Origin of the sequence: Enterobacter cloacae complex sp. P15RS (assembly GCF_014895905.1) — a bacterium.
Taxonomy (GTDB): Bacteria; Pseudomonadota; Gammaproteobacteria; order Enterobacterales; family Enterobacteriaceae; genus Enterobacter; species Enterobacter quasihormaechei.
On the sequence record NZ_JADBQL010000010.1, the window covers coordinates 84,338 to 98,235 of the forward strand.

Sequence of the window (13,898 nt, forward strand, 5' to 3'; positions counted from 1 at the left end):
CAGTAAAAGGACGTAGCCATGGCGCTGGAAAAAGGTATTGATAAGCTTGTACAAGAGTTTATTGCAGCAGGACGGCCTTCCTCTCGGAAACAGAGTATTGATGAACGGAGAGCCGGGTATGTAGCCAGCACAGCGCTGGCTGGGGAGACAGAAACGCGCGTCCAGATTGAAACGCTTGTTCTTGAGGATCTGACCTTTCGGGTATTTTCTCCTCTCAATGCTCCAGAAACGTTACCGTCTGCCCTTTACTATCATGGTGGATGTTTTGTCAGCGGTGGGTTTGAAACCCATGATAATCAGCTTCGCCAGCTGGCGTTTTACGGTAATTGCCGGGTCATTGCGGTTCAGTACAGACTCGCCCCCGAACATACGTTCCCCGCTGCGCATGACGATGCAGAGAGAGCGGCAGATCTTGTCTGGCAAAACGCAGAGAAATTAGGCGTGGATAAAAACCGGATTACGCTTTGTGGAGACAGTGCGGGAGGCCATCTTGCGCTGGTAACCGCGCTTCGGCTCAAGGCCAAAGGTCTCTGGGATCCGGCGCATCTCATCCTTATCTACCCCATGCTTGACGCCACGGCCAGTTTTGAAAGCTATACCCTCAATGGCATAGATTATGTGATTACTCGCGATACCCTTCTGAGCGGCTATGAAATGTATCTGGCCGGAGCCGACCGCCAGCATCCTGAGGTCAGCCCACTTTGGCGCAAGGACTTTAGCGGCCTGCCGAATGTCCATATTGTTATTGCTGAGTATGATCCGTTATGCGACGAAGGCGAGGCGCTTTACAAGCGCCTCACGGAGCAAGGCGTGAAATGTACCGCTCAGCAATGGCAGGGTGTAATACACGGTTTCTTCCAGTTGGGTGGAATTAGCCAGTCAGCACGAGACGTAATGCGGGATATTGCCTGGCGCATTCAGCATGCCGGGCGAGAGTAAAGAGGAGGCTACTCCTCCTCGTTCCCACCCTCTTCATAAGCGCCATACGGCTTCGCAGGAAGAACGATATAGGTGCCTTCAAACACCGCGCCAGGCGTATCATCGCCAAACAGCTCAACCTGCATCTGCACGCGTGCTTTACGTCCACGCGCCAGGCGGTCGAGATCGCCACCCAGTGCGCCCAGGTCGGCCACCGCGCTCGGCTTGCCGCTTATCGGCGCGCTGTAACGAATATGGGCATCGGCAAGAATAATAGTGCCGCCGAGATGACGTTCGCGCAGCATCAGCCAGATCAGCCCCCAGCCGGTGAGCGTGGCGAGAGAAAACAGGCTGCCGGCAAACAGGGTATGGTGCGGGTTCTGGTTGCCGGTTTCCGGCATGGTGGTGATAAATTTTTGTCCGGTATACTGCTGAATACGCACGCCCATTTTTTCACTGAGCGGTATGTGCTGATACCACGCCTGCTGGAGCTGTCCGCACCAGTCGGCGCGATGGAGAATATCATCCAGGGTGGCGATAGGTTTGATCATCAAAAAGTGACGAATCGGTGTGGTTTGCGGGGCGCTGATTTCACCCTGATTCACAAAACCGAGCTTGGCAAAGAACTCAACGGCATCTTCGCGGGCGCTACAGGTAACGCGCTTAACCCCTTCCTGACGGGCAACGGATTCCAGCGTCATCGCCATCAGCGTTCCGAGGCCTTTGTCCTGCACGGAGGGGTGAACGGCCATAAAGCGAATAGAGGCTTCGTTATCGGCATTGATATACAGACGCCCCACGGCGACGAGGTTGCCCTCTTCATCCACCACCATCTGATGATGCGCCATCGCATCCCAGGCGTCGCGTTCAGATCCTTTCGGCTGATGTAATGGCTTGCGCAGCATTTCCCAGCGGAAATGGTAATAAACCTCTAACTCTTCTTCCGTTTGCGGTACTCGAAGGTGATACATAGCTGTACTCTCTCTTGTTACCCGCGGCCAGGCCGCCAGCTGGCTCAAACCTGGAGCCAGAATGTGACGGGGCCATCGTTCACCAGCGAAACCTGCATATCCGCAGCGAATCGTCCGGTTTGTGTATTCATGTTCTGTTGGCGACAGCGCTCAACAAAATACGCGTAAAGGGCTTCTGCGCGATCCGGTGCCGCGCCCTTCGAAAAACTCGGGCGCATGCCGCGCTCGGTATCGGCGGCCAGCGTAAACTGGGAGACCACCAGCACGCTGCCGCCAGCCTGCTGAACGTTCAGGTTCATCTTGCCTTCCGCATCGCTGAAAATCCGGTAGCCCAGCACGCGCTCGCACAGGCGGTTGGCTTTTTGTTCGTCGTCATCCTTTTCGACACCCAGGAGCACCAAAAGTCCTGGGCCAATTTCACCCGTCACCTCATCCTCCACGGTGACGCTGGCACGGGTTACGCGCTGAATCAATGCAATCATGGTTGGTCTGCTTCTTGTTGTTTTTCAGCTTCTGCTGCTTTTTTGAGTTCGCGGTAGACCCCGAGAGTGACAGTTATTTCGGCGCCAAGCAAGACGATACACCACGTCCAGTAGACCCAGACAAACAAAATGGGGATCACCGCCAGCACGCCGTAAATCAGCTGATAAGAGGGGAACATGGTGATATAAAGCGCGAATCCCTTCTTGCCCAGCTCAAAGAGCAACGCCGCGACCAGCGCGCCAACCACGGCATCCCGGTTAGGTACACGCGTGGTTGGCACCACGCTATAAAGCAGCCAGAACGAGAGCCACGATAAAATCAGCGGGAAGATGCGCAGCATGTTATCGATCACGCTGTTTAAGTCACTCGCCCAGCGCAGCGAAAGAAGATAGGAACTGATCGCCAGGCTCGCCCCCGCCAGCAAGGGGCCGAGGGTTAAAATCATCCAGTAGACGGCAAAGGAATAGACCTTCGGGCGAACTTTTTTGCTCCGCCAGATGGTGTTGAGCGCGCTGTCGATGGAGTACATCAGCAGCAGCGCGGTGACAATCAGCCCACACGCACCCACTGCCGTCATCTTGCTGGAGTTAGCGACAAACTGTTCGATGTAGTTCTGGATCACGTCGCCGGTGGCAGGAATGAAGTTCGCAAAGACGAAATGACGAAGCTGCATACTCACATCGGCAAACATCGGAAACGCCGAAAAAAGCGCAAAAATCACCGCCACCAGCGGAACCAGCGAGAGCAATGACACGTAGGCGAGATTGCCTGCCAGCGTGGTCATGTTGTCCTCATCAATGCGGTGCCAGAGGAGTTTCAGCCACGCCCTGAGCGGGCGCGTGTGGTGGTTGGCTTTTTGATGAACGGTTTTTAGCATAACTGCTTCGCAAAGTAGTTCGGTATCGTCTCTTTTCCGGTCACCAGAACGGAGGTGATGCCTAACTGGTTAGCCCCTTCTATATTATCGGCGTTGTCGTCAAAAAAGACCGCATCCGCCGCCGTGAATCCTTCTTCCTGCAACACCGCCTGGTAGATGCGCGCCTCCGGTTTACGCATCCCCATCTCCTGGGAGAGATACACTTTATCAGCCGCCGCGTGGATCTCCGGGTATTCATCCGGCCAGAAGGTGGTATGCAGGCGGTTGGTATTAGACAGCACAACAACGCGATGCCCCTGCTCGCGCAGCTTGTGCATGATGTCGATCACTTCGGGGCGGATCGCGACAAATATGGCCTGCCAGCCGTGGGAAAACTGCTCGTAGCTTAACGAGAGACCCATTTCCTGACAGAAACGCTCTGCGAACGTTTCATCGCTGATCTCACCGCGCTCGTGCAGATGGAAAGTCTCGCCCATCGCAAAATTCTGCTTTAACGTCGCCAGCGGAACACGGCTAAAATCGCTCCATGCGCCCAGCACCCGGTTAAAATCGATATCGACGATTACATTTCCTAAGTCAAAGATATAAAGCATGTTTATCTCCTTTCGCCGTGGAAAAGTAACTGTAGCGGGAAAGAGAAACTTTAGCTATGCGCCAGATTCAGCTTAGAGAAAGGAAAGGCCCGAATCGATATATCGGGCCATCAGAAGGTCAGCCAGCCTGCTGCTCTTCTCCGGAATTGACTTCGACAACCTCAACCTTGCTGGATTTAAGGTGGTTTTGCAGCGCCGAGCCGGGCAGCTCATCGGTGAACAGCGCCGTCGCCTGCGCCACGTTGCCAATTTCAACCGCCGCGGAGGCGTGGTATTTCGTATGATCGGCCGCCAGTAAAATGTGGCGGGAGTGGGCAATCATGGTTTTCACCACGCTGGCTTCGTTGACGTCAAATTCCATCATCGCGCCGTCGTGTTCAATTGCCCCGACGCTGGTCACGAGATAGTCCGCCCGAAAGCCCGACACAAACGCCGTCGCCGCCGGGCCGATAATGCCGCCGTTGTGCGGGCGCAGCGTGCCGCCCGGCACCATCACTTCAAAGCGCGGGTTCTTATACAGAATATGCGCCACCCGCAGGCTGTTGGTGATGATGCGCAGATGATTATGGTTAAGCAGCGCCCGGGCAACGTGCTCCACGGTGGTCCCGATGGTGATGAAGATGGTCGAGCCATCGGGAATATAGTCCGCAATCGCCTCGGCAATCGCCCGCTTCTCTTCGGTCAGCGAGACTTCGCGCTGCTCGAACGCCGTATTTACCACGCTGGACGCCCTGCCCGCGCCGCCATGATGACGCGTAATCAGCCCCTGCTCGCTGAGCTTACGGATATCCCGGCGCACCGTTTGCGTCGACACGTCCAGCAGCTGCGCCAGTTCATCAATGTTCATATAGCCACGATCGGCAATCAGCGTCAGCAGCTGATCGTGACGCGGGTTGCCGGTCAGTTCGGTAAGGCTCATGGGCTGTCCTCTGAAAACCATCACGCCCCGCATTTTATACAAAAAGTGACAAAAAAGAGCGGGTTTGATCACAGTCGGGTATACCTGCGCGCCCGCCGGGCTTTGTGCATTTCAGCGCTGCGACGGCGCTGGCAAAACGCACGGCGTCTGCGGCGGTGGATTGCTGTCCCAGGCTGAGCGCCAGCGCACCGTGGAAAACGTCGCCCGCGCCGGTGGTATCAATGACGTTCACCTCAAAGCCAGGCTGATGACATAGCGTGTCATTTTCCAGCCAGAAGCAGCCCTCTCGCCCCTGCGTGACATACACATGTCCATTTGTGAGCGTTTGTGCTTTTCTGAGGGCATTTTCTGTTTCGTCCCGCTGCGTAAGGCGGCGCAGCCCCGGCGCGGAGAAGGCCGCGTGGTCGCTTAAGGCGATCAGCTCCGCGATATCCTGCGGGGTGACATCCGCATCAAGCACCGTCGGTACACCCTGCTGACGGGCCAGGGTAAATGCCTGTTTTGCCCCGTCATGCCAGCGCACGTCTGCTAATACAATATCCCACTGGGAGAAGTCGATTTCATGCAGCCAGTCTGCCTCGGCAGGGAGATCGGGGCTGGGGTAATTCGCTATAACGCGCTCCCCGCTGCCATCCACCAGCACCGCCGATTGTGACGATCGGGCACCGTTAAACACGCGCGTATAGCGGGTGTTCACCCCCAGGGATTCCAGCTCCGCGAGCAGCCGTCTGCCGGTATCGTCGTCCCCCACCCGGCCAATAAAATCCACTTCAGCACCCAGCTTTGCCGCTGCCACCGCCGCCGTGGCCGCCGGGCCGCCGCCCACTTCCGTGTAGTCTTTTGCGACATATTTCCCACCTTCTTTCGGTAAATCATCGAGATACCAGATGCGATCCAGCACGGTAATGCCGACACAAACGATGCGAGTCATGGTGATTCCTTCTGCGATTTCTGATGCCTTCATTTTAATTTCACCAAATGTTTAAAAAGTGACCCGTGTCAATTTTTTGACTATAAATTACAAATACGATCAAAAACAGACAACACAAACGCGCAGAAATTGACACGATGTGACAGGAGAGAGGCATGTCAGCAATCGCATTTATCGGTTTAGGGCAGATGGGCGCGCCAATGGCGAAGAATCTGTTGAAGCAAGGTCACCAGCTTAACGTCTTTGATGTGAACCCGCAGGCGGTTCAGGCGCTGGTGGAGAGCGGTGCACGGGCGGCGGCTACGCCCGCTCAGGCCGCAACGGACGCCGAATTCGTCATTACCATGCTGCCAAACGGCGACCTGGTGCGCAGCGTACTGTTCGGCGAGCACGGCGTGTGCGAAGGGTTATCCCGCGACGCGCTGGTGATTGATATGTCCACCATCCACCCGCTGCAAACCGACGCGCTGATCCGCGACATGGCTGAGCGCGGCTTCAGCCTGATGGACGTGCCCGTGGGACGCACGTCTGACCATGCCATCGCCGGCACGCTGCTCCTGCTGGCGGGCGGCACCGCGCAGCAGGTGGAACGCGCCACCCCCGTCTTAATGGCGATGGGCAATGAGCTGATTAACGCCGGCGGGCCGGGCATGGGCATCCGCGTGAAGCTCATCAATAACTACATGAGCATCGCCCTGAACGCGCTTTCCGCCGAGGCGGCGGTACTGTGTGAAGCGCTTGGCCTCTCCTTTGACGTGGCGCTGAAGGTGATGAGCGGCACGCCGGCGGGTAAAGGCCACTTCACCACATCATGGCCGAACAAGGTACTGAAAGGGGATCTTTCACCCGCCTTCATGATCGACCTTGCACATAAAGATCTGGGGATCGCCCTGGACGTGGCTAACCAGCTCCACGTTCCGATGCCGCTGGGCGCGGCGTCCCGCGAAGTATACAACCAGGCTCGCGCCGCCGGGCGCGGGCGCGAAGACTGGACGGCCATTCTTGAACAGGTTCGCGCATCTGCCGGGCTGAAAAAATCACACTGATACGAAAGGACTGAGGAATGACGATGTACACCCTGAAAGATATCACCCGACCTTCCGGCGGTTTTGCAATGCTGGCCGTGGATCAGCGCGAAGCGATGCGCCTGATGTTTGCCGCCGCAGGCGCGCCGGTGCCGGTAACCGACCAGCACCTGACGGATTTTAAGGTCAACGCGGCGAAAATTCTGTCGCCGTACGCCTCTGCGATCCTCGTCGACCAGCAGTTCTGCTATCGCCAGATTGTCGAGCAGCAGGCCGTAGCCAACAGCTGCGCGATGATTGTGGCCGCCGACGAGTTCATTCCGGGAAACGGTATTCCGGTCGACAGCGTGGTGATCGACAAAAGCATCGACGCTCAGGCGGTCAAACGCGACGGCGGCAAGGCGCTCAAGCTGCTGGTGCTGTGGCGTAGCGATGAAGATCCGCAGCAGCGCCTGGAGATGGTGAAAGCGTTCAATACGCTGTGCCACGACAACGGGCTGCTGAGCATTATCGAGCCGGTGGTGCGTCCGCCGCGTCGCGGAGCCGAATTTAACCGCGAACAGGCGATTATCGATGCGGCGAAAGAGCTGGGCGACAGCGGTGCCGACCTCTACAAGGTGGAGATGCCGCTGTTTGGCAAGGGCACGCAGCAGGAACTGCTGGCGGCCTCGCAGAAGCTGAACGAGAACATCGCCATGCCGTGGGTGATCCTCTCCTCCGGCGTGGACGATAAGCTGTTCCCGCGCGCCGTGAGCGTGGCGATGCAGGCGGGGGCATCGGGCTTTTTAGCCGGTCGCGCCGTCTGGTCCTCGGTGATTGGCCTGCCGGATACCGAGCTGATGCTGCGTGATATTTCCGTACCAAAACTTCAGCGTCTGGGTGAGATCGTCGACGAAATGATGGCTCGCCGTTAAGAAAGGACCCGAACATGAAATGGTTTAACACCCTGAGCCACAACCGCTGGCTCGAACAAGAGACCGACCGCATTCTTGATTTCGGCAAAAACGCCGCCGTACCGACCGGCTTTGGCTGGCTGGGCAATAACGGGCAGGTGCGCAGCGATATGGGTACCCACCTGTGGATCACCGCCCGCATGCTGCACGTGTACGCGGTGGCGGCGAACATGGGCCGTCCCGGCGCGTATGCCCTGGTTGAGCACGGCATTAATGCTCTCAACGGCCCGCTGCGCGACAAACAGCACGGCGGCTGGTACGCCTGCGTAAACGATGAAGGCGTAATGGATGCCTCCAAGCAGGGCTATCAGCACTTCTTCGTCCTGCTGGGCGCGGCGAGCGCCGTCACCACCGGACACCCGCAGGCACGCAAGCTGCTGGACGATGCCATCGAGGTGATTGAGCGCTACTTCTGGAGCGAACAGGAGCAAATGTGCCTTGAGTCCTGGGATGAAGCCTTCAGCAAAACGGAAGATTACCGCGGCGGTAACGCCAACATGCACGCCGTGGAAGCCTTCCTGATTGTCTATGACGTAACTCACGATCGTAAGTGGCTCGACCGCGCCCTGCGCATCGCCTCGGTGATTATTCACGACGTGGCGCGCAAAGGTGAGTATCGCGTTAACGAGCATTTCGACACCGACTGGAACCCGATCCGCGATTACAACATCGATAACCCTGCTCACCGCTTCCGCGCTTACGGCGGCACGCCGGGACACTGGATTGAGTGGGGCCGCCTGATGCTGCACCTGCGCGCCGCGCTGGAAGCGCGCTTTGAAACCCCGCCGGAGTGGCTGCTGGAAGATGCGAAAGGCCTGTTCCACGCCACCATCCGCGACGCCTGGGCACCCGACGGCGCCGACGGGTTTGTCTACTCCGTGGGCTGGGACGGCAAGCCTATCGTTCGCGAACGCGTGCGCTGGCCAATCGTCGAGGCGATGGGCACGGCCTATGCCCTCTATACCGTGACCGGCGAAGCGCAGTACGAAGCCTGGTATCAGAAGTGGTGGGATTACTGCATCACGTACCTGATGGATTACGAAAACGGTTCCTGGTGGCAGGAGCTGGACACCAATAACGAAGTGACCACCAAAGTCTGGGACGGCAAGCAGGATATTTACCATCTGCTGCACTGCCTGGTGATCCCCCGCCTGCCGCTGGCGCCGGGCTTAGCGCCTGCCGTCGCCGCCGGATCGCTGGACAGCCAGGCCAAATAATGAAGACGGAGTTTTTATGCGTACCCTACACAATATTGACCTGAAAAATAACGAACGTGGCTTCACCCTGCGCTGGCAGGATCGCCTGATTTTGTCCCACTCCGAAGAAGCGCCTTGCCTGTGGATCGGAGCAGGCGAGGCCGATATCGAGATGTTTCGCGGCAATTTCAGCATTAAAGACAAGCTCAACGAAAAGATTGCCCTGACGGACGCGACCGTCACGCAGCAAAGCGCGGGCTGGGCGATCCGCTTTACCCGCGGCGATGCGGTGAGCGCCACGCTGCTGGTGGGCGTGGATGCGGAAGGCCGTCTGGAGCTGAAGCTGAAAAATGATGCTCCCGGCCATAACCGCATCTGGCTGCGGCTGGCGGCGCAGCCGGAAGATCATATCTACGGCTGCGGCGAGCAGTTCTCGTACTTCGATCTGCGCGGCAAGCCGTTCCCGCTGTGGACCAGCGAGCAGGGCGTGGGCCGCAACAAGCAGACCTACGTCACCTGGCAGGCCGACTGCAAAGAGAACGCGGGCGGCGATTACTACTGGACCTTTTTCCCGCAGCCTACCTTCGTGAGCACCCAGAAGTATTACTGCCACGTAGATAACAGCTGCTACATGAACTTTGACTTCAGCGCGCCGGACTTCCACGAGCTGGCGTTCTGGGAAGATAACGCCACGCTGCGCTTCGAATGTGCACAAACCTACGTCGATCTGCTGGAAAAACTGACCGGCCTGCTGGGGCGTCAGCCTGAGCTGCCGGACTGGGTGTACGACGGCGTGACGCTGGGCATCCAGGGCGGCACCGAGGTGTGCCAGCAGAAGCTCAACGCCATGCGCGAGGGCGGCGTGAATGTGAACGGCATCTGGGCGCAGGACTGGTCCGGCATCCGCATGACCTCCTTCGGCAAACGCGTGATGTGGAACTGGAAGTGGAACAGCGAGCTCTATCCGCAGCTTGACGAGCGGATCGGGCAGTGGAAGCAGGAGGGCGTACAGTTCCTCTCCTATATCAACCCGTACGTCGCCAGCGATAAAGATCTCTGCGAAGAGGCGGCGAAACGCGGCTATCTGACCAAAAACGCCGACGGTGAGGACTACCACGTTGAATTCGGCGAGTTCTACGCGGGCGTTATCGACCTGACCAACCCGGAAGCCTACGGCTGGTACAAAGAGGTCATTAAAAAGAACCTGATCGAGCTGGGCTGCGGCGGCTGGATGGCCGATTTCGGGGAATATCTGCCGACCGATACCTTCCTGCACAACGGCGTGAGCGCGGAGATCATGCATAACGCCTGGCCTGCCCTGTGGGCGAAGTGTAACTACGAGGCGCTGGAAGAGACCGGCAAGCTCGGGGAGATCCTGTTCTTCATGCGCGCGGGCTATACCGGCAGCCAGAAGCACTCGGTGATGATGTGGGCGGGGGATCAAAACGTTGACTGGAGCCTGGACGACGGTCTGGCGTCCGTCGTGCCCGCGGCTCTGTCTCTGGCGATGACCGGGCACGGCCTGCACCACAGCGACATCGGCGGCTATACCACCCTGTTCGAGATGAAGCGCAGCAAGGAGCTGCTCCTGCGCTGGTGCGACTTCAGCGCCTTTACGCCGATGATGCGTACCCACGAGGGCAACCGCCCTGGCGACAACTGGCAGTTCGACGGCGATGCGGAAACCATCGCGCACTTCGCGCGCATGACCACCGTGTTCACCACCCTGAAGCCGTACATCAAAGCTGCGGTCGCGCAAAACGCGAAAAGCGGCCTGCCGGTGATGCGTCCGCTGTTCCTGCACTACGAGGACGACGCGCGCGCCTACACGCTGAAATACCAGTACCTGTTTGGCCGCGATCTGCTGGTGGCACCGGTTCATGAAGAGGGCCGCCGGGACTGGTCGCTCTATCTGCCGCAGGACAGCTGGGTCAATGCGTGGACGGGGGAAATCTGCCAGGGCGGTGACGTGACCGTTGATGCCCCGATCGGCAAACCGCCGGTCTTCTATCGCCAGCACAGCGAATGGGCAGATCTGTTTAGCACCTTACGTGATATCTGATAAGGCTCGCCCGCAGGGAAACCTGCGGGCAGACGGAGAACAATAATGAGTCAACATACTTCCGATCCGGCAACCCTACGCCTGCCGTTTAAAGAAAAACTCGCCTACGGGATGGGCGATCTCGGCTCTAACATCCTGCTGGATATCGGCACGCTCTATTTGCTGAAGTTTTACACCGACGTGCTGGGGCTGCCCGGCACCTACGGCGGGATCATCTTCCTGATTGCCAAATTCTTTACCGCCTTCACCGATATGGGCACCGGGATCATGCTCGACTCCCGGCGCAAAATTGGCCCGAAAGGGAAATTCCGCCCGTTCGTGCTGTATGCCGCCTTCCCGGTGACCTTACTGGCGATTGCCAACTTCGTCGGTACGCCATTTGAGATGACCGGCAAAACGGTGATGGCGACGGTGCTGTTCATGCTGTACGGCCTGTTCTTCAGCATGATGAACTGCTCTTACGGCGCGATGGTGCCCGCCATCACCAAAAACCCGGACGAGCGCGCCTCGCTGGCGGCCTGGCGTCAGGGCGGCGCCACGCTCGGCCTGTTGCTCTGTACGGTGGGCTTTGTCCCGGTGATGAACCTGATTGAAGGTAACGACCAGCTTGGCTACATCTTTGCCGCCACCCTCTTCTCGCTGTTCGGGCTGTTCTTTATGTGGTGGTGCTATAAGGGCGTCACCGAGCGTTACGTCGAGACGCAGCCTGCTAACCCGGCGCAAAAGCCGGGGCTGTTGCAGTCGTTTCGCGCCATTGCCGGGAACCGTCCGCTGTTTATCCTGTGCATCGCGAACCTGTGCACGCTGGGCGCGTTTAACGTTAAGCTCGCCATTCAGGTCTACTACACGCAGTACGTGCTGAACGACCCGATCCTGCTGTCGTACATGGGCTTCTTCAGCATGGGCTGTATTTTTATCGGCGTCTTTATGATGCCCGGCGCGGTGCGGCGCTTCGGCAAGAAAAAGGTCTACATCAGCGGGCTGATGATTTGGGTGGCGGGCGATCTGCTCAACTACTTCTTCGGCGGCGGCTCGGTGAGCTTTGTGGCGTTCTCCTGCCTGGCGTTCTTCGGCTCCGCGTTCGTGAACAGCCTGAACTGGGCGCTGGTGTCCGATACCGTGGAATACGGCGAGTGGCGCACCGGCGTACGCTCCGAGGGGACGGTCTATACCGGCTTTACCTTCTTCCGTAAGGTCTCGCAGGCGCTGGCGGGCTTCTTCCCGGGGATCATGCTCACGCAGATCGGCTATGTGCCCAACGTGGTGCAGTCCGCCGGGACGGTTGAAGGGCTGCGGCAGCTGATATTTATCTACCCGAGCCTGCTGGCGGTCATCACCATCGTGGCGATGGGCTGCTTCTACAACCTCAACGAGAAGATGTATGTGCGCATCGTGGAAGAGATCGAACTGCGCAAACGTACGGCATAAATGACGTGATAGAGCGCCCTGCGGGGCGCTCTGAGGATCGACCATGACACACAATACTGATCCGTTAACCCTGAAATTGAGCCTGCGAGAGAAGTGCGCCTACGGGATGGGCGATTTTGGCTCGAATCTGATGCTGTGTATTGGCACGCTGTACCTGCTGAAGTTTTACACCGATGAACTGGGGATGCCCGCGTTCTACGGCGGCATTATTTTCCTGGTGGCAAAGTTTTTTACCGCCTTTACCGACATGCTTACCGGGGTGCTGCTGGATTCCCGGCGAAACATCGGCGCGCGGGGAAAATTCCGGCCATTCATTTTGTATGCCTCCGTGCCGGTGGCGCTGGTCGCGACGGCGCAGTTTATGGCCAACGACTTTAGCCTGACGGTCAAAACGGCTATCGCCACCGTGCTGTTCATGATGTTTGGGCTCTGCTACAGCCTGATGAACTGTGCCTACGGTGCGATGGTGCCGGCTATCACCAAAAACCCGAACGAGCGCGCGCAGCTTGCCGCGTGGCGTCAGGGCGGTGCAACGGTGGGGCTGTTGCTCTGCACCGTCGGCTTTATGCCCATTCAGGCGCTGTTCGTCAGCCAGCCTTCTCTCGGCTATCTGGTGGCCGCGCTGGTGTTCGTCACCGGCGGCCTGTTCTGCATGTGGTGGTGCTACAGCGGGGTGAAAGAGCGCTACGTCGAGATAACGCCCGATCACCATAAGCCCGGCATTCTGAAATCGTTCTGCGCGATTTTCCGCAATCCGCCGCTGCTGGTGCTGTGCATCGCCAACCTCTGCACCCTCGCCGCGTTTAACATCAAGCTGGCGATTCAGGTCTATTACACCCAGTACGTGCTAAACGATCTGCATTTACTGTCGTGGATGGGCTTTTTCAGCATGGGCTGCATTCTGATTGGCGTGTTTCTGGTGCCCGGCGCGGTGAAGCGCTTTGGCAAGAAGCCCGTCTATCTGGGCGGGCTGGCGCTGTGGGCGGTGGGCGACGTGCTGAACTTCTTCTGGGGAACCAGCTCCCTGCTGTTCGTGCTCTTTTCCTGCATGGCCTTTTTCGGCACCGCATTTGTAAACAGCCTGAACTGGGCGCTGGTGCCGGATACCGTTGATTACGGCGAGTGGAAAACCGGCATCCGCGCCGAGGGATCGGTTTATACCGGCTACACCTTCTCACGCAAAATCTCCGCCGCCCTCGCCGGCTTCCTGCCTGGCATCATGCTGACCCAGATCGGCTACGTTCCCCACGCCGTGCAGAGCGCGGGCACGCTGCTGGGTTTGCGTCAGCTTATTTTCCTCTGGCCGTGCGGTCTGGCAATCATCGCCGCCGTGACCATGGGGCTGTTTTATAAACTCAACGAAGCGCGCTTCGCCTTTATCATCGAGGAGATTGGAAAACGGAAAAAACAGTCAGCGAATTCCCCTGAGATAACATCCAACAATAAAGCGTCAGCAGTCACTTTATAACAATAAATTCGGCCCGTATTTCCTTCCTGTTCATCAGGAGGGAGGCCTTTCTGTACCTGATACATGGACAAATT

The 13,898-nt window shown here is 58.1% G+C and carries 13 protein-coding genes; 7 read left to right on the plus strand and 6 right to left on the minus strand.

Features of this window, described 5'->3' with window-relative positions; translation table 11 throughout:
* Positions 1-18 precede the first annotated feature (18 nt).
* Complete coding sequence (locus tag IM267_RS06795; protein WP_193033049.1) at positions 19-939, plus strand: alpha/beta hydrolase; 921 nt, start codon at positions 19-21, stop codon at positions 937-939.
* Positions 940-947: 8 nt separating this feature from the next.
* On the opposite strand, the gene fabY is transcribed toward IM267_RS06795, so the two are convergent.
* The 6 genes from fabY to IM267_RS06825 all read right to left on the minus strand — a co-directional run bounded on the left by fabY (position 948) and on the right by IM267_RS06825 (position 5,692).
* Positions 948-1,889, minus strand: coding sequence for a fatty acid biosynthesis protein FabY (fabY, locus tag IM267_RS06800; protein ID WP_063449681.1), 942 nt, complete (start codon positions 1,887-1,889; stop codon positions 948-950).
* Between the two features lie 44 nt (positions 1,890-1,933).
* On the minus strand, positions 1,934-2,371 hold the full coding sequence (gene dtd, locus IM267_RS06805) for a D-aminoacyl-tRNA deacylase (protein WP_193033050.1): 438 nt from the start codon (positions 2,369-2,371) through the stop codon (positions 1,934-1,936).
* On the minus strand, positions 2,368-3,249 hold the full coding sequence (locus tag IM267_RS06810) for a virulence factor BrkB family protein (RefSeq protein WP_063449679.1): 882 nt from the start codon (positions 3,247-3,249) through the stop codon (positions 2,368-2,370). Before IM267_RS06810 ends, dtd begins: the two co-directional genes overlap by 4 nt.
* Entirely contained in the window at positions 3,243-3,842 is a 600-nt protein-coding gene (gene yihX / locus IM267_RS06815) for a glucose-1-phosphatase (protein ID WP_063449678.1), read from the minus strand. Before yihX ends, IM267_RS06810 begins: the two co-directional genes overlap by 7 nt.
* A 118-nt stretch (positions 3,843-3,960) precedes the next feature.
* On the minus strand, positions 3,961-4,761 hold the full coding sequence (locus tag IM267_RS06820; RefSeq protein ID WP_063865422.1) for a DeoR/GlpR family DNA-binding transcription regulator: 801 nt from the start codon (positions 4,759-4,761) through the stop codon (positions 3,961-3,963).
* 34 nt (positions 4,762-4,795) lie between these two features.
* Positions 4,796-5,692, minus strand: a complete 897-nt coding sequence (locus IM267_RS06825) for a sugar kinase (protein WP_193033051.1) — start codon at positions 5,690-5,692, stop codon at positions 4,796-4,798.
* Positions 5,693-5,847: 155 nt separating this feature from the next.
* Between IM267_RS06825 and yihU the strand changes: the two genes are divergently transcribed.
* From yihU to IM267_RS06855, 6 genes are read left to right on the plus strand one after another with little or no spacing between them, the layout of a single operon-like run.
* The gene (yihU, locus tag IM267_RS06830) at positions 5,848-6,738 is read left to right on the plus strand and encodes a sulfolactaldehyde 3-reductase (RefSeq protein ID WP_041911769.1); all 891 of its coding nucleotides are present in this window, start codon (positions 5,848-5,850) and stop codon (positions 6,736-6,738) included.
* 17 nt (positions 6,739-6,755) lie between these two features.
* Positions 6,756-7,631: a sulfofructosephosphate aldolase gene (gene yihT / locus IM267_RS06835; protein ID WP_045260226.1), complete on the plus strand. Its 876-nt coding sequence runs from the start codon at positions 6,756-6,758 to the stop codon at positions 7,629-7,631.
* A gap of 14 nt (positions 7,632-7,645) precedes the next feature.
* Complete coding sequence (yihS, locus tag IM267_RS06840; protein WP_193033052.1) at positions 7,646-8,887, plus strand: sulfoquinovose isomerase; 1,242 nt, start codon at positions 7,646-7,648, stop codon at positions 8,885-8,887.
* 16 nt (positions 8,888-8,903) lie between these two features.
* Positions 8,904-10,928, plus strand: coding sequence for an alpha-glucosidase (locus tag IM267_RS06845; protein ID WP_193033053.1), 2,025 nt, complete (start codon positions 8,904-8,906; stop codon positions 10,926-10,928).
* Positions 10,929-10,973: 45 nt separating this feature from the next.
* Entirely contained in the window at positions 10,974-12,356 is a 1,383-nt protein-coding gene (locus tag IM267_RS06850) for an MFS transporter (RefSeq protein ID WP_049138041.1), read from the plus strand.
* Between the two features lie 43 nt (positions 12,357-12,399).
* A complete protein-coding gene (locus IM267_RS06855; RefSeq protein WP_131637366.1) occupies positions 12,400-13,824 on the plus strand; it encodes an MFS transporter in 1,425 nt (474 codons plus the stop codon).
* Positions 13,825-13,898 lie beyond the last annotated feature (74 nt).